The organism is Bordetella genomosp. 11 (genome assembly GCF_002261215.1).
Lineage (GTDB): Bacteria > Pseudomonadota > Gammaproteobacteria > Burkholderiales > Burkholderiaceae_B > Bordetella_C.
In genome coordinates this window covers 556,927-575,486 of record NZ_NEVS01000004.1, presented here as the reverse complement: position 1 = coordinate 575,486, position 18,560 = coordinate 556,927, and the positions used below count along the sequence as shown (strand labels likewise).

The following is an 18,560-nucleotide window of genomic DNA, read 5'->3' as shown; positions in this document are numbered from 1 at the left end:
GGTGAACGATTCCCCACCCAAGGTCACGCTGAATTTCCGTAGCGACAACGTCGGTACGGCAAGCCCGGAAATTTTGCGCGCCGTCGAGGCCGCCAATCGCGATCCCGCCGCCTCCTACGGCGACGACGACTACAGCGCGGCCGTCAACGATGCCTTTTCGGCGCTGTTCGAAGCGCCGGTCACGGTGTTTCCGGTCGCCACCGGCACGGCGGCCAACGCCTTATCCCTGGCCTGCTGCGCACGCCCGTGGGGAGCGATCTACTGTCATCAGGAAGCGCACGTTCATACATCGGAAGGCGGCGCCACGGAGTTCTATAGCGGCGGCGCGAAGCTGGTGGCGCTGCCCGGCGAAAATTACAAACTGCCGGCGGCAACCCTGCGGGATGCCCTGGCGGCCGCCGAGCGCGGTATACGCAACCGGTCCCAGCCCGACGCGGTCACGATCACCCAGGCCAGCGAATACGGAACGGTGTATCGCCGCGAAGAGATCGCCGCGATCGGCGCGCTGGCCCGCGAAGCCGGAATCCGATTCCACATGGATGGCGCGCGCTTCGCCAACGCACTCGCCACGCTGGGATGCAGCCCGGCCGAAATGACGTGGCGCGCCGGCGTCGATATCCTTTCCTTCGGTGTCACCAAGAATGGCGGCATGAATGCCGACGCCATCGTCGTATTCGATGCGGACCTGGTGGAGCCCCTGTCCTATCGCTTGCGCCGCGCCGGCCAGACCTGGTCGAAAATGCGCTTCGCCTCGGCCCAATTGCTGGCTTACGTGCAAGACGACCTGTATCTGCGCCTGGCCCGGCATTCGAACGCCATCGCAGCGCGCATCGGACAGGAATTGGCCGCATTGCCAGGCGTGGAACTGGCCGCCCCGGTCGACGGCAACATGTTGTTCCTGCGCCTGCCCGACCCCGCCATCCAGGCGATCGCGGCCGCCGGCGCACGCTTCGGCCGCCGCCGGGGCGGCGTGATCCGGTTGGTCACGCGCTTCGATATGGACGAGGCGGAGGCTGCCACGCTGGTCGATATCGTGCGACGCGCCCTGCCCTGACGCCACCCGAGCCGGCTTCCCGGCCTTGCCGAAGCGGGCGGTACGCGTCTCCAGCGGACATGAACGGCGTTGCGCATGGGGTCGCGCGCAACGCTGCGGCCTTGCGCCGCCCCAGGGTCGAACCAACGCAATATTTGTATCGACTGGTATTTCAAGTCATCGAGACCGATCAGCCTGGCAGTGGAAACCGCGGCCAAAAACGCAGTTTTGTATTTCGGTTCACGCAAAGCCGAAAGACACATTTTGTTTCACGGCCACCGGGGCCGCAACCCTTGCCGGCAAGGACGCTTTGGTACTGTTGCGCGTCCGCTTTTTATCGGTTTCGCAGCACCGTATAAGCGAACGTAGCGCACTTATCGCCACGGCCCCGGCCGTGGCGTTTTTTTTTCCCGGTTCAGGACGGCTGCGTTTCCCGGCGAAGCCGTACGGCCAGACCGAGCAGGAGGACGGTGGGCAGCAGTACGCTCCAGAATGAGCCCAGCTTGAACGCGAACGCCCCGATGATGGCGCCCAGGGCGAAACCGATCACCGCCGGCAACATCTTTCCCATCCTGCGCCGGATCGCGGCGCGGGCCTCGGGCGTGGCGCGAGGCAGGTCCACCGCATCGATCACGATCTGTGTCGTATTACCGGTCATGATGGTGGTGGGACCGGCATCGGACAGAATGGTGCGCGACATCGCGTTTTGCACACCCATTGCGGCCACACCCAGCAAGCCGCATAGGACGACCAGGGGCGCACTGGGATCGCTCATGGGACTGGCCACCAGCCCTGCCACCATGAAAGCCGCCAGCAGCGCACCCTCGAGGAAAAACAGCACCGCAATGACGGGTAGTTCCCGGCGGCGCAGCGCGGTTTCGAGCAGACGGGTGCAGCCCACCGCGAGGACAAAGGTCGGCAATGCCAACAGCTTGGTGAGCAGGCCCTCCGACGCGCCGATAAGCTGCACGCCGATCATGATGAAGTTGCCCGTCACATGCGCCGTGAACAGGCCGAACAGCGCCGCGAAGCCCACGACATCCACGTAGCCGGCGGCGAACGATAGCAGCCAGCCCGGAATGTCGGCCGCCGCCGATTGCGAGGTTCGAGGCGCCTGGGACGTCGATGCCATCATTGGCTCCTGGACGGTGGATCGCAGTCGGCGGCGCCGGCGTCCGAGGACGCCGCGGCTTTGGGTGCATTGCCCGTAATCTTGGGCACGCATTCCTGCCGGAACCAGGCCGTCGTGACCGGCTCCCCGGCCATCATCCGCTTTACTGGCGGCAGGACCTGCTCTCCGATCAACATGCCCAGCAGGCCCACCAGGGCGATTGCCGGCGGAGCCGGCGATCGCACGCCGAGCAGCGAATAAATAACGCCCACCAATATACCCGCGCCCAGCGAGATCAAATACACCTTCATGACTGCACTCCTGTGATGGTGCGGGGGAAAGCATGGGTCGACGAAGGAGCATGCCGCCTGGACAAGTCCTCCCACGCGACCAGCAGGAAGCCGCCCACCAGTCCCAGGTGCTCGAAGAACGCATTCGCCATCGCGAAGCGGGCATCGGGCGGCGCGCTCCAGAAGCGGAGCGCGAGAAAGGTGGCGGCCAGCGTGAACGCAGCCAGCAGCAATGCGCCCAGCCAGCGCCACCGTCCCAGCAGGATCATTGCCGATGCGCCCAGCTCCAATACGATGACGGCAACGGCCATGGGCTGTGCCGGTGCCAGGCCCAGCCGCTGGATTTCCGTCACCGCGCCGGGGAAATCATAAAGCTTGACCAGGCCGCCCTGCAGATAGGCGGCGCAGAGCAGCAGCAACGCGACCCAGTGGAGGCCGCGCGGCAAGCCCGGATGAGCGCCGGACCGCGGCGAGGAAGAATCGGACAATGGATTCATGGCGCGTTCCGCTCGTTCAAAAAGCCCAGCAAGAGCAGCCCAGCGCGCCCCAGAATGTTTTTTCATCGGAAACGGGCGTGCTGGAGGTCCACGCCCGCGCGTGCGCATGACCGTGCACGCCGCAAGACTGCGCGCAGCCGCACAGGGTCTTCAACGCCGCGCGGCCGGATGCCTGCGCGCGCGCCTGGTAGCCCCCATGGTGACGCACGGGCGACCAGTCGGGCATCGCCGGCGGGATCTCCGGGGCATGTCCGCCGAACTCGCCGTCGCCGTAGACGACCTTGCCCCCCAGCACTGTCATGACGGACGTGATGTCCTGGATTTCGTCGCCGGGTACGGCGAAGTAATCGGCGGAAAGTACCGCCAGGTCGGCCAGCTGGCCGACCTTGATCTGGCCCTTCTTGCCAACTTCCGACGAGAACCAGGTATTGGCTTCGGTCCAAAGGCGCAGCGCGGTTTCACGATCCAGCACATTGGCCTGCGGATACATGGACGTGCCACCCACGGTCTTGCCGGTCGTTAGCCAATACAGGGAGACCCAGGGGTTATACGATGCCACGCGCGTGGCGTCGGTCCCGGCGCCCACCTTGACGCCCTTCTCCAGCATCCGCTTCACCGGCGGCGTAGCCTCCGCTGCCCTGGCGCCGTAGCGTTCGACGAAGTATTCACCCTGGTAGGCCATACGGTGCTGCACGGCGATACCGCCGCCCAGCGCGGCGATGCGATCGATATTGCGGTCCGAGATCGTTTCGGCATGATCGAAGAACCAGTTCAGGCCGTCGAAGGGAACGTCGCGCGCCACCTTCTCATAGACATCCAGTGCACGGGAGATGGTCTGGTCGTACGTGGCGTGCAGGCGCCACGGCCAGCGCTTTTCCGCCAGCAGGCGAATCACCGGTTCCAGGTCTCCTTCCATGGAGGGGGGCATGTCAGGACGTTCGACGCGGAAATCCTCGAAGTCCGCCGCGGAATACACCAGCATTTCGCCCGCGCCGTTATGGCGGTACAGGTCGTCTCCCTGCCCCGGCTTGACGGCGGCCGTCCACGTCTTGAAGTCGTTCAGTTCTTCCTTGGGCTTTTGCGTGAACAGGTTGTAGGCGAGTCGCACGGTCAGTTGCCCCGCCGCGTGCAGCTGTTCGATGATGGCGTAGTCCTCGGGGTAGTTCTGGAAGCCCCCGCCGGCGTCGATCACGCCCGTCACGCCCAGCCGGTTCACTTCCCGCATGAAATGGCGCGTGGAATTCAACTGGTATTCCGGCGGCAGCTTCGGCCCCTTGGCCAGGGTCGCGTACAGGATCGTCGCGTTGGGCTTGGCCAGCAGCAACCCGGTGGGGTTGCCATGGGCATCCCGCATGATCTCGCCGCCGGGGGGATTCGGCGTGTCCTTGGTATATCCCACCGCGCGCAGCGCGGCGGCGTTCAATATCGCGCGGTCGTACAGATGCAGGATGAATACGGGCGTATCGGGCGCCGCGGCATTCAATTCGTCTATCGTCGGCAGACGCTTTTCCGCAAACTGGTGTTCGGTAAAACCCCCTACCACCCGCACCCATTGCGGCGCGGGCGTGCGCGCTACCTGGTCCTTGAGCATGCGCATGGCGTCCGATAGCGAACGCACCCCATCCCAGCGCAGCTCCATGTTGTAGTTCAGCCCGCCACGGATGATGTGCATGTGGCTGTCGATCAGGCCGGGAATAACACGGCGGCCATTCACGTCTATCACCTGCGTGCGCGGGCCGGCCAGTTTCATGATGTCGTCGCGCAGCCCGACGCCGACAAAACGGCCATCCCGCACCGCGACCGCATCAGCCTGTGGGTTGGCGCGATCCAGCGTGGTGAACTTTCCGTTGACCAGGATAAGGTCCGGAGTGGAGGGTTCGGTCATGACGAAACTCCGATTGCGAGTACCGCCCGCGTTGGGGCCGGCGAGGAACTAGCGGTGGTTGATTGTGGCGAGAAAACGCAGCCGCAAGATACCTTGCCGGTCGAAAAGGGTATTGGACAAAAATGTGGTGATTTGGATAAAACGGCGACAGCCTACCTTCCCGATCCGACCGCTCGCAATACTGACAGACCCTAGTTTTTTCTCCACCGGGCGGGCGACACACCTGTCAGCTTTTTGAACACACGGCTGAAATGGCTCTGGTCCGAAAAGCCGCAGCTGTTCGCGATGCTGGCGATATCGATATCCTGGCGCAGCATGTCCTTTGCCAGATCGACACGGGCACGCAGGATCCATTGATGCGGCGTCAATCCCGTCGACTGGAAAAACGCCTTGGTGAAATGTCCCGCCGAAATTCCGCATTCGGCCGCGATGTCCTCGACGGATATATCGGTGGCGACATGGTGGCGCATATATTCCACGATGCGCCTTTCACGACGCGCACCCAACGTCGGGACATAGCTGCCGCGTCGCAGGGGGCCGCCGTAGGTGGAAATAATATGGATCATCATCGCGCTGGCGATGTGGTCGATATACAGCCGGTCCAAATCACTGCGGCGCTCCAGGGCCGGCGCGATCGCATTGACCAGCGACTGCATCGTCCTGTCCACCTTGCCCGCCGGATTGCGCAGGAAAAAATCGCGCGCCGCGCCGCTCTGGGCCGCCAGCTCGCGCAGTCGTTCATGATCGATCTGGATGCGGAAATTATCGAACGCGGAAAGATGATGGCATCGCCACTCTTCTTCCAGATTGGTGATCGAGATGCCGCCCGCCTTATGGGACCCTTGATACACCAGTTTCCGCGAGCGCCACAGCCGGTGCAGCGGAAACGGCCTGTTCTGGACGATGATCGCCGTGCGACTGGCAACCGGCACATCGATGGGATCGGCCAGCGGCGCCATAGATTGCGCTCTTTCGATTCCCAGCGCACCGACTTCCAGCTTGTAGGCCTTACGGGGCTGCGATCCCGACTCGTTCGTTGACGCCATGCCGATACTCGTATCCAAAGACCGATTATTTAAGCAGGTCTGGCGCCGGCCCGATAGGAGAACGACCACACGATGGCCACGGGACGCGCATGAAAAAAGGGCTTACAACGAAGAACGTTGTAAGCCCTTGATTTGCTTGGTAGGCCCCCCGAGAGTCGAACTCGGCACCAACGGATTATGAGTCCGCTGCTCTAACCAGGCATGAGCTAGAGGCCCTTATTGATCTTGTATCCTGCGCGCGCCCTGCCTTGTTACTGGCCTTCCAGGAAGCTCTTCAGCTTGTCGGCACGGCTGGGATGGCGCAGCTTGCGCAGGGCCTTGGCTTCGATCTGGCGGATCCTTTCGCGGGTGACGTCGAATTGCTTGCCGACTTCTTCCAGCGTCTGGTCCGTACTCATCTCGATGCCGAAGCGCATGCGCAAAACCTTGGCCTCGCGCGGAGTCAGAGAGTCTAGCACTTCCTTGACCACATCGCGCATGGAACCGTGCAAGGCAGCATCCGAAGGCGCCAGGGTGGCCGTGTCTTCAATGAAATCGCCCAGGTGCGAATCGTCGTCGTCACCGATGGGCGTTTCCATGGAGATCGGTTCCTTGGCGATCTTCAGGATCTTGCGGATCTTGTCTTCCGGCATGTCCATCTTCTGCGCCAGCGTCGCGGGATCGGGCTCGGCACCCGTTTCCTGCAGGATCTGACGGCTGATCCGGTTCATCTTGTTGATCGTTTCGATCATGTGGACCGGGATACGGATGGTCCGCGCCTGGTCGGCGATCGAACGCGTGATGGCCTGGCGGATCCACCATGTGGCATACGTGGAAAACTTGTAGCCGCGCCGGTATTCGAACTTGTCCACCGCCTTCATCAAGCCGATGTTGCCTTCCTGGATCAGATCCAGGAATTGCAGACCGCGGTTGGTGTACTTCTTGGCGATGGAGATCACCAGGCGAAGGTTGGCCTCGGTCATTTCGCGCTTGGCCTTGCGAGCCTTGGCTTCGCCGGTGGCCATGCGCTTGTTGACTTCCTTCAGGTCCTTCAGCGGCAGAACGACTCGCGATTGCAGATCGATCAGCTTTTGCTGCAGTTCCTGCACGGCCGGAACCTGGCGTTCCAGGGTCTCGGCGTACGGGTGGCCGGCGGCGACTTCATCCACGACCCATTGAAGGTTGGTTTCGTTGCCCGGGAACACCTTGATGAAATGCGACCGCGGCATGCCGGCACGATCCACGCAGGTGTGCAGGACGGCGCGTTCGAGCTGGCGCACTTCCTCGACCTGGTTGCGCAGGGTGTCGGCCAGGCGCTCCACCATCTTGGCGGTGAAACGGATGCCCATGAGCTCGTTCTGAATGGCTTCCTGCGCCTTCAGATAGGTGGTCGACCGGTAGCCGTCCTGTTCGTAGGCACCGCGCATCTTTTCGAACTGCTTGCCGACCTCGTCGAACTTGGCCAGGGCCTTGACGCGCAGGTCTTCCAGCTGCTTGCTGCTCATGCCGCCGGCCGGACCGTCGTCGTTCTCGTCCTCTTCGGCCGTCACGCCGGCACCGGCGTATTCCTCGCCGTCTTCCGGATCGACCAGGCCGTCCACGACTTCGTCGATCTGCGCCTGGCCTTCACGCACGCGCGTGACATGGGCCAGGATCTCGTTGATCGTGGTGGGGCAGGCGGAAATCGCCATGACCATGTGCTTCAGGCCGTCTTCGATACGCTTGGCGATTTCGATTTCGCCTTCGCGCGTCAGCAGCTCGACCGAACCCATTTCACGCATGTACATGCGGACGGGATCCGTGGTGCGGCCGAAGTCGGAGTCCACCGTGGTCAGCGCGGCCTCGGCCTCGTCTTCGACGTCATCGTCGTTGGACGCGACCGGCGCGTTTTCGCTCATCAGCAGGGTTTCGGCATCGGGGGCCTGATCGTAGACCGCGATCCCCATGTCGCTGAACGTGCTGATGATCCCGTCGATGGCTTCCGCATCGACCAGATCGTCCGGCAAATGGTCGTTGATTTCGCCGTAGGTCAGGTAGCCGCGGTCCTTGCCCAGCTTGATCAGCTGCTTCAGGCGGTTGCGGCGGGCTTCGTATTCTTCCGGGGTGACGGGGCCGCGGGCAATCAGATCCTTGGGATCGCCCTTGCCGCGCTTGCCGCCGCGCTTGACCGGCTTCAGTTCAGGCAGGACTTCGCCTTCGCCATCACCGGCATCGTCGAAATCGGCGTTGTCGTTGTTCTGGTTCTTGGCGGGCCGGCCGGGACGGCGGCCGCTGGGCACGGACGCGGGGCGGCCGACCAGTTCGGCCAGCTTGTCTTCGGCCTTCTTCGCCTTGGCGGCCTTCTCGGGCGTGTCGGCCTTGGCGGCTTTCTTCGCGGCGACCGGCTTCACGGTGGCGGACTTGGGCGCAACCTTGACGGCCGCTTTGGCCGATGTCTTTTCCGCCGCCTTGCTGGCAGCGGGCCTGGCCGTTTTGGCTTCTTTGGCCATTTCAACTGCTGAGGAGGTTTTGCCGATGGATTTCGTCATAGTCGCTTCCGTGGTCGTTGCAGGCAGAAAGCCTGCCGCACCGCTATCGACGGCCCGGGCTAATGCCCCGGCCGAGTCAAGCCGCGTACTTTAAAAACTAACAACAGTGCTTGGTGATCGGGCGGTTCGTCACGTCCCATGCGCGAACATTGCAGAAGCCCCTGATGGGCGAGGCTGCGGGCCTGATTTTGGCGTTGTGCAGCACCTGGTCTTGCAATCTTCGGGCACATGTGCCGCAACTTACGTCCTATCCCGGTTGGCCACGCAGAAGTCCGGTAATTTCTGTCCTGCGCCATCCAACTATTGGGCCCTGCTCTTCCTGATTTCTGGTACCTTGAGTAATCTCGTGTCAATGCTTTGTTACGATGCCTTCGGTAGAATGCCTGCATTCAATCGGGACAACACAACCGCCAAGGGCTCATCCGACACGGCGAACATGACCGCGGAATCGCCATACGGCCCGATCACGGCCCAACCACAGCCGAATGCGGCCGAAGCCAATCCGAACTACCCGGATCATCCGCAACTACCCGGATCATCCACAACTACCCGAATCATCCACATTAGACAGTCCCGCAACCGTGTGGTTCTGGACAGCCCGGATGGAAGGGGTAGACGAAGCTGTAGACGCTCGCCGGACAACCTTTCCAGTCAGGAAAACCCTTGATTTTACCCTATTGAGTCACTCCCGGCATGCTTAATTGCCGCTAAACGCTTGGAAAGTTCTTGATACCGATCCCGGTCCTGCTGCGTCTGCAGGCCGGACCGCGCCAATTCATCGATCTCGGCCCGAATGGCCACGAATTCAATGCGGTGTAGCGCGTCGTCCCATTCCGCCTGAGGATTGGGCAATTCCTCTTCACCGACCACGTCCGCGCTCATGCTGCGCAATACCAGCTGGATATCCGATTCGGGCTCCGCGGCCTCCAGCAAGGCGCCCAAATGGCGCGCGCCGCTGCGCTGGGCCAGCACGATAAGATCCCTGACCATACCAAGGTGGGGTCCCCGATCCAATACTTCAAGCTGCTGATCCCCCATGGTATCCACCAGCTCCGGGTGAGAGAGCAGCAGCCGCAGCAACCGGCGCGCCATGGTGGGAACGGGGCGACGCGGCTCTATCACCCCGCCGACCTTGTCCCGTTCGTCCCGGCGCGACCACTTTCCGCCCGGCTTGGCGTCGAAGCGCCGACCGCTGAACCGACCCTTTTTTTCCTGCCGCCCACCTTCCCATGAGGGCTCGCCGGCCCCGTCGGGAATGGGCTCGTAGGAGAAGTCAGGCGGCGGCGCGTCCGCGTCCATGCCCATGTCGAATGGCGCTTCCGAGCGCGGCCCCGGCGAATGCCCCGAGGCCCCCACCGCGACGACACCCGGCGGATTGGCGGTGGGCCCCGCGGGCTGGGCCAGAGCCTGGGCGACTTCCTCGGGCGTCAGTTGCACCAGTTTGCCCAGCTCGCGCTCTATCTGCGTCTTCAACCCGCAAGCCGGGATCGCGCCCAGCAGGGGCCGCGCCTCGTGCATGCAGGCCGCCCTGCCCTCTGCTTCGGCAAGGTTGTGGCGGGATGCCAATTCGTCGAGCAGGAACCGGGACAGGGCCGCGGCCTCGCCCAGGCTGGCACGGAAGGCCTCGGCACCGAACTCGCGCACATACGAATCCGGATCGTGCTCCGCGGGAAGGAATAGAAAGCGCAGATTGATGTCATCGCGCAGGACCGGCAGACAGGCCTGCAAGGCACGCCAGGCCGCGCGCCGTCCTGCCTTGTCGCCGTCGAAGCTGAACACCACGCGGTCGCTGGCGCGCAGCAGTTTCTTGACATGGTCCGGCGTGGTTGACGTGCCCAGGGTTGCCACGGCGTTGCCCAGCCCCAACTGCGCCAGGCCAACCACATCCATATAGCCCTCGACCACGATGACCTGGCCCTCGACGCGTATGGCTTGCCGCGCCTCCCATAAGCCGTAGAGCTCATGACCCTTCGAGAAAATGGGGGTTTCCGGAGAATTCAGGTATTTGGGCTCGCCCTTGCCGATAATCCGCCCGCCGAACCCGATCAACACGCCGCGGGCATTGCGGATCGGGAACATGACGCGCTCGCGAAAGCGATCGTAGCGGCGTCCGTCTTCGGACTCGATGACCAGGCCGGCCTCTACCAGCACGGGATCGTCGTAGCGGCTGAACACCTGGGCCAGCCCCTGCCGATCGGTACCGGACCATCCAAGGCCGAACTGACGTGCGATTTCGCCCGTCAGGCCACGCTGCTTGAGATAACGGATGGCGGGCGCGGAAGCCCGTAACTGCTTCAGGTAGTAAGCCTGAGCCGCCTCGAGCACCTGGGTGTGGCGCGAGACCTCTTCCTTGCGCCGCGCGGATTCCGCGCGCTGGCGCGGACTGCGGTCCTCTTCCGGCACGGTCATGCCGGCGGAGCCCGCCAGCGAACGAACTGCTTCGGGGAAGCTGGCGCCCGTGTGCTCCATCAGGAAAGTTATTGCGCTGCCATGAGCGCCGCAACCAAAGCAGTGATAGAACTGCTTGGTCGGACTTACCGTGAAGGAAGGACTTTTTTCGTTATGAAAGGGACACAGGCCAAGCAGGTTGGCCCCACCCTTGCGCAACTGCACATAACGCCCAACCACATCGACAACGTCGACTCGGGCGAGTAGTTCCTGTATGAAAGATTCTGGAATCAATCAAATTCGAATCGATTTGAATCGATCCACAAATCAAAATACAGGCGTCAATACAGACGCGGGGGCAGTTGCTGGCTACGAATCCGCTTATAGTGGCGCTTCACCGCGGCGGCGTGCTTGCGCTTGCGCTCTGCCGTAGGCTTCTCGTAGAACTCGCGCGAACGCAGTTCGGTCAGAAGACCCGTTTTTTCGATGGTGCGCTTGAAGCGACGCAGGGCGGCTTCAAACGGTTCGTTTTCCTTCAGGCGAACAATAGGCATAGGTGCTGAGCGGTGCGGAGCAAAAAATAGGGTGAAGTCGTCAGGGTAAATCGATGTCTTTCGATACCCTCTCGATACGGTGCCGATACTGAGCTGGCGCCGTACCCGGACCGAATGGGTACTGCAAACGGGTACTGCAAAGTCGAAACCCTGACTTGGTAACAGGAGATTATAGCACGCCGAAAGTCAGGACGTCGAGCCCTTCCTCGTCCATGCCTCTAGCTGATGGGGCCGCAGGCTGTCGTAGTCCTCGAAGGGCTGATGTATCCATGGATTGGTCATCAGTTTGCTTACGTAGTAATCAGGGACAGCTTTGGCATGCCCCTTCCACCATAGAACGGCGCTGCGCAGCTCCGTAATCGCGGGAAACTGGTGACGCAGATGTTCCATTACGCGGTTGAAGGTCAGGCCGGTGTCCACCATGTCGTCGACCATCAGCACCCGGCCCGCCAGGCTGCCGCGCGTGATGGTGATGAACTGGGCGATATCCAGGGCACCCTGCTTGGTACCCGCGGCCTCGCGGTAGCTGCTGGTCGCCAGGATGCCCAGCGGCACATCGAAAATACGCGAAAGCACATCCCCTACCCGCACGCCGCCGCGCGCCAGGCACAGGATCTGGTCGAACTGCCATTCCGAACGGTAAACCTGCAAGGCCAGCTGTTCGATTAGCCGGTGGTATTCATCCCAGCTGACCCAGAGGTCTTTGTCGGTGCTCGGCGGTAGAGCCATGGCGGTACGCTCCTACCCCTTCAGCGGATGACGCAGGACGATGGTTTCGGCACGATCGGGACCGGTGGACACCAGGTCGATCGGCACCTCGCATACTTGCGCCACGCGCTCCAGGTAGGCGCGGGCGGCAGCCGGCAGCTTTTCGTATTCGGTAATGCCCACGGTGGATTCGGACCAGCCGGGCAATTCCTCGAACACCGCTTCGGCCTTGGCGACTTCCACGGCGCCATAGGGCAACACGTCGCGGAATTCGCCATTGACCCGATAACCCACGCCCAGGCGGATGGTTTCGAGTCCATCCAGCACGTCGAGCTTGGTGATGCACAGGCCGGTGATGCCGTTCAGGCGCACGGAACGCTTAAGGGCAGCGCCGTCGAACCAGCCGCAGCGGCGCGGGCGTCCGGTCACGGAGCCGAACTCCTTGCCGATGTTCGCCAGCCGCGCGCCGATTTCGTCCAGCAGTTCGGTGGGGAACGGGCCGGAGCCGACGCGCGTGGTGTATGCCTTCGTGATACCGAGGACGTAATCCAGCGACTGCGGACCGACACCCGCGCCCGCCGCCGCCGCGCCGGCAACGCAGTTGCTGCTGGTGACGTACGGATAGGTGCCATGATCGACATCCAGCAGCGCGCCCTGGGCGCCTTCGAACAACAGGCGTTGTCCGGCTTTCTGCGCGGCGAACAGATTGCTCGATACGTCGCGCACCATGGGGGCGATGGCCGGCGCCAACGCCATGGCCTGGTCGCGCACCTGGTTGGCGGAGACCGGCTCCGCGCCCAGGTACTGGGTGAGCACGAAGTTGTGGTAATCCAGCACTTCGGCCAGCTTCTGGTCGAACAGGTCGGCGTCGAACAGATCCTGCACGCGCAGGGCGCGGCGGGCGATCTTGTCTTCGTACGCGGGACCGATGCCGCGGCCGGTCGTGCCGATCTTGCCTTCGCCCTTGCGCTTTTCGCGAGCCTGGTCCACGGCGACGTGGTACGGAAGGATCAGCGGGCAGATTTCGGAGATCTGCAGGCGCGAGCGCACATCCAGGCCGGCCGCTTCGAGCTCTTCGATTTCCTTGAGCAGCGCTTCCGGGGACAGCACGACGCCGTTGCCGATGTAGCAGGTGACCCCCGGGTGCATGATGCCCGACGGGATAAGGCGCAGGATGGTTTTCTTGCCGTTGATCCACAACGTGTGGCCGGCATTGTGGCCACCCTGGAAACGCACGACGCCGTGGACGGACTCCGCCAGCCAGTCGACGATTTTTCCTTTGCCTTCGTCACCCCACTGGGTGCCGATAATGACTACGTTCTTGCTCATGATCGAGATTGAATATCGAGTTTCGCGGGAAACCGCGGATTCCGTCGGGACCCTCTTGAAAGAGGGGATGAGTCAAAGGTTGCGAACCTGCCATGCGCCGTTCTGGAGCGTGAGCTCACGGTCGCAGATGAATTCGTCCTGATCGTGCTCGTGGCCCGGAAGCACCTGCACGACGATCTCGCCGGACTGACGCAAGCCGCGGACCGCGGCCACCAGGCCGGCGTCCTGGCCCCAGGGCGCGCGCACGGCGCTCGAACGTTCCGCCGGCGGCAGGCCGGCGGCCAGTTTGCGCAGGTCCAGGCTGAAACCGGTCGCCGGGCGGGCACGCCCGAAGACGCGGCTGACATCGTCGTAGCGGCCGCCGCTGACCAGGGCGTCGTGCCAGCCTTCGGCGTACAGCGAAAAAGTCACGCCGGAGTGATAGCCGTAGCCGCGCACATCGGCCAGATCGATGCTGACGCGCAGTTCCGGCAGCGCCCGCACCAGTGCTTCCAGCGCTTCCAGCGCCTGCGCAATGCCGGGCAGCGGCGGGAGTTCGGCGCGGGCGCGGGCCAGCGTGCCGATGTCGCCATAGAGGCCGGCCAGCGTGCGCAGCGTCTGCGTGGTCTGCGCGCTGGGGCCGTCCGGACTGCGGCCCAGATCCAGCAGGCCCGGGACGTCCTTGTCACGCAGCAGCGCGTGGATCTGCTCGCCATGGGCCTTGGCCGCCGGGTCCGCGTCAATGATGGCGCGCACTACGCCCGGGTGGCAGAGATCCAGCCGCGGCTGATGCACGCCGGCGATAGTGACGGTATCGAGCACCAGCCGCAGGATTTCGATGTCCGCTTCCACGCCCGCATGGCCGTAGATTTCGGCGCCGATCTGCAGCAATTCGCGGTTGGAGAGCAGATCCGTCGGACGGGCATGCAGCACCGTGCCGCAATAGCACAGGCGGGTCACCCCCGCACGGTTCAGCAGGTGCGCATCGATGCGCGAAACCTGCGGCGTCATGTCCGCGCGCACACCCAGCATCCGTCCCGAAAGCTGGTCGACCAGCTTGCTGGTGCGCAAGTCCAGGTCGGTGCCCGTACCGGACAGCAGGGAGTCGATGTACTCCACCAGGGGCGGCGCGACCAGCTCGAAACCGTAGGTACGGTAGAGATCGAGCAGTTTGCGACGCAGTTCCTCGATGCGCCGGGCCTCGGCGGGCAGAATGTCCGCCAGGCGCTCGGGGAGCAACCAGTTGCCCATGTTAGTTACCTGATCATGCCTAGAAAGAAAGACGCGGGCCGCGCCAGACGATACCCGAACGACAAACAAACGAAAAAGCGGCTGAGGGGCGTAAGCCCGCTCAGCCGCTGCGGAATGTTTTAAAGGTCGGGTAGGGACAGGCCATTGCTGGCCCATCCCCCCCTAAGAACCGTGCGTGCTAGTTTCCCAGCACACGGCTCAAGCGCAACGCGCGACCCTTTAGCTTACAGGTAAGTATAACCTGTTTGCTCGTTTGGATCATCTAAGCCCGTTTCCGGACCGGCTTCACAACAGATAGCCCAAGCGTGTGAACTCGGGTGTGACATACGGGATGTAACAGAACACGGTTGGACAGGGCATCCGACCCGCCATGCACCTTGTACACCAGGTGATGATCGTGCCACCCTGTTTCCATGTCCATCGGGCATCCGCACAAAGCGCAGCGTCCTTGCTGATCCACCCAAAGCGTCGCCCACTGCTTGCGGTACGCCATGTTTTGCAACAAGCGTTCCGATTGCAGGGCCTCACCATAGGCTTCCCAACTTGGATCAAAGGGGTTGTACGCCCCTTTGATTTTCTTATGCCGCACGATTGCCGTATCAACCAGCCGATACAGCATGCGCATCTGCCTTTGACCATCCTTGCCTACTGCGGGTGCTGCGAACATCCCCCTCCGATCTCCTACTGTTCGCCAATACTGCTTGAGCGACCAAAAAGTGGTCTTCTTGGGATGCCGCCGCTTTGCCCAACGCACTAGCCGCCAACGAATCAGCGCGTCTAGTTTGTTGAACGTCGCCTTCGACACAACGGGGCTGTGATACTGCGACCAGCCCCGCAATACTGGATTAAGCAACGCGATCAGATCGACCTGTCTAGCCGACAAGTTTTCTCCGATGATTTCCCTGACCTTGCCATAGAACGCCTTGACGTTCTTCTGACTCGGCTTGATGAGCAACTTTCCAGAGTACTTCCTGAAATTCCACCCGAGGAAATCAAAACCTTCATCGATGTGGATGATGCGCGTCTTTTCCGTGGACAGTTGCAATCCTCGAACCGCAAGAAAGCGTTCTATCCAAGGCCTGACTTCAGTATCCAGCACGTCTTTCGATGCACCGGTAACAATGAAGTCATCCGCGTATCGGACCACATGGACTTTCAACCGTTTGGCCTTAGTCCAACCCAGCTTCGTACCCAGGTACTCTGCCAAGTCCGTTTCCAGCTTATTGAGCGTCACATTCGCCAAGGTAGGGGAAATAATCCCTCCCTGTGGCGTACCAGCAGTAGTAGGCTGCAACTGGCCTTTGTGAATCACGCCGGCCTTCAACCACTTGCGCAACACTCGCCGGTCCATAGGGACGTTGGCGAGCAGCCACTCATGGTTGATCCAGTCGAAACAACCCTTGATATCCGCTTCCAGTATCCATTGGGCCGAAGCCCTGCCGGACAATGTGACGAATATCTGAGCCATCGCATCGGCCGTCGAACGTCCTTTTCTGAACCCATACGAGTTCGGATCGCTCGTCGATTCCGATACCGGTTCCAGTGCCAGCAGATACAAAGCCTGCATGGCGCGGTCCCGCATGGTAGGAATGCCCAGAGGGCGCTCCTTGCCATTGGATTTGGGGATATAGACCCTCCGTAAAGGCAGAGGCCGATATCCCGGTTGCCGCAACCTTCCGATTGCCTCCCACTTGCTCTCGGGCGAGTCCCACAGCACACGGTCGACACCTGCCGTCCGTTTGCCTTGGTTCTCTGTCACTCGCCTGACCGCCGATGCTTTGGCGGAAAACGAGCGGACCAGCGATCTTTGCAGGGCTTTCACCCTACGCCAATCGCCCGCCTGCGTAGCCTTCGCTATACGTATCTGCATAGCCCTCACATTCCGCACGACTCGCCGCCAGTCTATGGTCGGCCAGCTATCCGGGACGCGCGAGGACGCAGAACTGGGATTAACAGTTTCTTCCATGCTGAACCTCGGGGTAGTAAGACCCTAAGAGGACGCACGGCTCCCCGAAGGGATGGTGAGTCCCTTCGGGCCTGTAGAAAAACACGAGACATGAAAAACCATGGCTCGCTACCTGGACTGATACAGCCGTCAGCGACGGTTGCACCACGTGGAAGTCTGCTGCCTTTCGGCCGGGGCAAAGTTCGAACCCCTATCCCGCCCATTACAGGCGGGCCTTCGCTTTCTCCACGATCCTCTACCCCCTCCGCCAACAGATTGCCTTGCGGCTTTCCTGCCTTCGTCGCCTGAGCGATTGGGGCGGCGAGTGGGGTTTACCACGTTCCCTCGATTACCGGCGCAACCCAATACCAGCGTTGCGCCTGCCCGTTTAGGACCCATCTCTCCCCCGGTAGCTTTGGATGACGACGTGACCGCACGTAAGACGCGGCCAACCAGCTACGATGCCTTTTGGCTACGGCCCAAAAGCAGCTTTGGCCGTTCAATAATCACGGGGGTTCAGACGATGGTTCACATTCCGTTGCCCATGCGGGACTAGCCTAGCCTCTCATCCGCCCTGGCTGCTGGCAGAATCCATCCCCAGCCTCACGGCAGTGGATACTGTTGGAGTACACAGGAGTACATTGTCGAGTGGGCTTCAGACAGGGCCGTTACCGATCCTGCCCGCCACTGTAGGCTACCGTCAGTCGTATGACGGGTCACAGCGACACCACGAAAGTGCGTGTGACAAGGCAATCGAGAGCATTTCGCTCGTTGTGATGAGAAAACTCCATAGTGAAAAGCATGGGAAACCGAGGTTTCCGTGTGTCTTTCACCCAGGGCCGATACTACTTTGGAGCCGAGCCCTGTTTCTTTACTACTCAGCAGCTTACGCTGCGTCTCTCTAGGGCAGCCACAAGGGCTGCAAAAGGTGCCGATTTATTTAAAGAGGCCCGACGACCTCCAAGGGCGATGCTGATTTACCAGGGCATCAACCTGGGACACGAGCGATTCGTGTCGCACCTTACGGGGTATTGTACATGGTTCGGGCGATCCCGCCAGCCCGTGCCGCCACCCCGCTATCCCCTACTTTTTGGCGTCCGGCAGGGTCCCCGGCGTGGTGCTGCCCGGGATACCGCCCAGGGTGCCGCTGGGCGCGCCGGGCACCCCTACCGAGGACTTGAAGAACTGGAAGAACTCCGAACTGGGATCCACCACCAGCAGGTCGCCCAGCTTCGAGAACGACGAGCGGTAGGCTTCCAGGCTCTTGTAGAAGGTGTAGAAGACCGGATCCTTGCCATACGAATCGGCATAGATGCTGCTGGCCCTGGCGTCGCCCTCGCCCATGATGGCCTGCGATTTCGCATAGGCATCGGCCAGGATTTCCTCGCGGCGCCGGTCGGCTTCCGCGCGGATCTTTTCACCTTCGGCCGCGCCGATCGAACGCAGCTCGTTGGCCACGCGCTTGCGTTCGGCTTCCATGCGGCGATAGACGGACTCGGAGATCTCCGGCGCGAATTCGATCCGGCGCAGCCGGACGTCGACGATCTGCACACCCAGAGGGGAAGCCCGCTTGGCGACGTTGGAGAGGATTTCCGCCATGACCTTTTCACGTTCGGCCGAGACCACGTCCTTGACCGTACGGACGTTGACGGCCGCGTTCAGGGCATCGCGGATCTGTGCCTGCAGGCGTTCCTGGGCAGCACGTTCGTTGCCGCCGAAGGTGATGTAGTACAGGCGCGGATCGGCGATGCGCCACTTCACGTACGAGTCGATCAGCAGGTTTTTCTTTTCCGCCGTCTGGATACGTTCGGCGTCGGTCGACTCGATGGTCAGGATGCGCTTGTCCAGCGTGACGACGTTCTGGAACGGCGGCGGCGCCTTGAAATAAAGGCCGGGCTCGCTGATGACCTTGCGGACCTCGCCCAGCGAGAACACCAGTGCATAGTCGCGTTCGCGGACGATGAAAACGCAGGATGAAAGCGCGGCCAGCACGATAAGCAGGCCAACCAGTATGGGCAGTAGACGTTGCATGTTCAG

General features: G+C 62.1%; 14 protein-coding genes and 1 tRNA gene. 1 reads left to right on the top strand and 14 read right to left on the bottom strand.

The features are described from left to right. Position 1 precedes the first annotated feature (1 nt). Positions 2-1,054: a threonine aldolase family protein gene (locus CAL28_RS10190; RefSeq protein ID WP_176463945.1), complete on the top strand. Its 1,053-nt coding sequence runs from the start codon at positions 2-4 to the stop codon at positions 1,052-1,054. Between the two features lie 394 nt (positions 1,055-1,448). Here the strand turns inward: CAL28_RS10190 and CAL28_RS10185 are convergent, their stop codons facing one another. From CAL28_RS10185 to hflC, 14 genes are all read right to left on the bottom strand, one after another. Then, positions 1,449-2,165, bottom strand: coding sequence for a YoaK family protein (locus CAL28_RS10185; protein ID WP_094841276.1), 717 nt, complete (start codon positions 2,163-2,165; stop codon positions 1,449-1,451). Next, entirely contained in the window at positions 2,165-2,455 is a 291-nt protein-coding gene (locus CAL28_RS10180) for a XapX domain-containing protein (RefSeq protein ID WP_094841275.1), read from the bottom strand. Before CAL28_RS10180 ends, CAL28_RS10185 begins: the two co-directional genes overlap by 1 nt. Continuing rightward, on the bottom strand, positions 2,452-2,931 hold the full coding sequence (locus CAL28_RS10175; RefSeq protein ID WP_094841274.1) for a DoxX family protein: 480 nt from the start codon (positions 2,929-2,931) through the stop codon (positions 2,452-2,454). Before CAL28_RS10175 ends, CAL28_RS10180 begins: the two co-directional genes overlap by 4 nt. Before the next feature lie 16 nt (positions 2,932-2,947). Further along, positions 2,948-4,816 carry an amidohydrolase gene (locus CAL28_RS10170; protein WP_094841273.1) on the bottom strand — a complete coding sequence of 623 codons (1,869 nt, stop codon included), beginning with the start codon at positions 4,814-4,816 and terminating at the stop codon, positions 2,948-2,950. Between the two features lie 191 nt (positions 4,817-5,007). Then, positions 5,008-5,931: a helix-turn-helix domain-containing protein gene (locus CAL28_RS10165; protein WP_141218159.1), complete on the bottom strand. Its 924-nt coding sequence runs from the start codon at positions 5,929-5,931 to the stop codon at positions 5,008-5,010. A 68-nt stretch (positions 5,932-5,999) separates the two neighbouring features. Further along, positions 6,000-6,078: transfer RNA gene (locus CAL28_RS10160), tRNA-Ile, on the bottom strand. 35 nt (positions 6,079-6,113) lie between these two features. Further along, on the bottom strand, positions 6,114-8,369 hold the full coding sequence (gene rpoD, locus CAL28_RS10155; RefSeq protein WP_094841271.1) for an RNA polymerase sigma factor RpoD: 2,256 nt from the start codon (positions 8,367-8,369) through the stop codon (positions 6,114-6,116). A gap of 669 nt (positions 8,370-9,038) precedes the next feature. Next, positions 9,039-11,051: a DNA primase gene (gene dnaG / locus CAL28_RS10150; protein WP_094841270.1), complete on the bottom strand. Its 2,013-nt coding sequence runs from the start codon at positions 11,049-11,051 to the stop codon at positions 9,039-9,041. A gap of 47 nt (positions 11,052-11,098) precedes the next feature. Next, positions 11,099-11,311, bottom strand: coding sequence for a 30S ribosomal protein S21 (gene rpsU, locus CAL28_RS10145; RefSeq protein ID WP_006218592.1), 213 nt, complete (start codon positions 11,309-11,311; stop codon positions 11,099-11,101). A gap of 186 nt (positions 11,312-11,497) precedes the next feature. Then, positions 11,498-12,040, bottom strand: coding sequence for a phosphoribosyltransferase (locus CAL28_RS10140; protein WP_094841269.1), 543 nt, complete (start codon positions 12,038-12,040; stop codon positions 11,498-11,500). 12 nt (positions 12,041-12,052) lie between these two features. Then, on the bottom strand, positions 12,053-13,348 hold the full coding sequence (locus CAL28_RS10135; protein ID WP_094841268.1) for an adenylosuccinate synthase: 1,296 nt from the start codon (positions 13,346-13,348) through the stop codon (positions 12,053-12,055). A gap of 72 nt (positions 13,349-13,420) precedes the next feature. Beyond that, on the bottom strand, positions 13,421-14,578 hold the full coding sequence (locus tag CAL28_RS10130) for an ATP phosphoribosyltransferase regulatory subunit (protein WP_094841267.1): 1,158 nt from the start codon (positions 14,576-14,578) through the stop codon (positions 13,421-13,423). Positions 14,579-14,840: 262 nt separating this feature from the next. After that, complete coding sequence (gene ltrA / locus CAL28_RS10125; RefSeq protein WP_012248947.1) at positions 14,841-16,544, bottom strand: group II intron reverse transcriptase/maturase; 1,704 nt, start codon at positions 16,542-16,544, stop codon at positions 14,841-14,843. 1,062 nt (positions 16,545-17,606) lie between these two features. After that, positions 17,607-18,554 carry a protease modulator HflC gene (hflC, locus tag CAL28_RS10120; RefSeq protein ID WP_094841266.1) on the bottom strand — a complete coding sequence of 316 codons (948 nt, stop codon included), beginning with the start codon at positions 18,552-18,554 and terminating at the stop codon, positions 17,607-17,609. Positions 18,555-18,560: the final 6 nt, after the last annotated feature.

What these genes read in the sequence shown, in the direction of transcription:
- CAL28_RS10185 (WP_094841276.1), bottom strand. Translation starts at nt 2,165, where the DNA reads ATGGCATCGACGTCCCAGGCGCCTCGAACCTCGCAATCGGCGGCGGCC.
- CAL28_RS10180 (WP_094841275.1), bottom strand. Translation starts at nt 2,455, where the DNA reads ATGAAGGTGTATTTGATCTCGCTGGGCGCGGGTATATTGGTGGGCGTT.
- CAL28_RS10175 (WP_094841274.1), bottom strand. Translation starts at nt 2,931, where the DNA reads ATGAATCCATTGTCCGATTCTTCCTCGCCGCGGTCCGGCGCTCATCCG.
- CAL28_RS10170 (WP_094841273.1), bottom strand. Translation starts at nt 4,816, where the DNA reads ATGACCGAACCCTCCACTCCGGACCTTATCCTGGTCAACGGAAAGTTC.
- rpoD (WP_094841271.1), bottom strand. Translation starts at nt 8,369, where the DNA reads ATGACGAAATCCATCGGCAAAACCTCCTCAGCAGTTGAAATGGCCAAA.
- rpsU (WP_006218592.1), bottom strand. Translation starts at nt 11,311, where the DNA reads ATGCCTATTGTTCGCCTGAAGGAAAACGAACCGTTTGAAGCCGCCCTG.
- CAL28_RS10140 (WP_094841269.1), bottom strand. Translation starts at nt 12,040, where the DNA reads ATGGCTCTACCGCCGAGCACCGACAAAGACCTCTGGGTCAGCTGGGAT.
- CAL28_RS10135 (WP_094841268.1), bottom strand. Translation starts at nt 13,348, where the DNA reads ATGAGCAAGAACGTAGTCATTATCGGCACCCAGTGGGGTGACGAAGGC.
- CAL28_RS10130 (WP_094841267.1), bottom strand. Translation starts at nt 14,578, where the DNA reads ATGGGCAACTGGTTGCTCCCCGAGCGCCTGGCGGACATTCTGCCCGCC.
- ltrA (WP_012248947.1), bottom strand. Translation starts at nt 16,544, where the DNA reads ATGGAAGAAACTGTTAATCCCAGTTCTGCGTCCTCGCGCGTCCCGGAT.
- hflC (WP_094841266.1), bottom strand. Translation starts at nt 18,554, where the DNA reads ATGCAACGTCTACTGCCCATACTGGTTGGCCTGCTTATCGTGCTGGCC.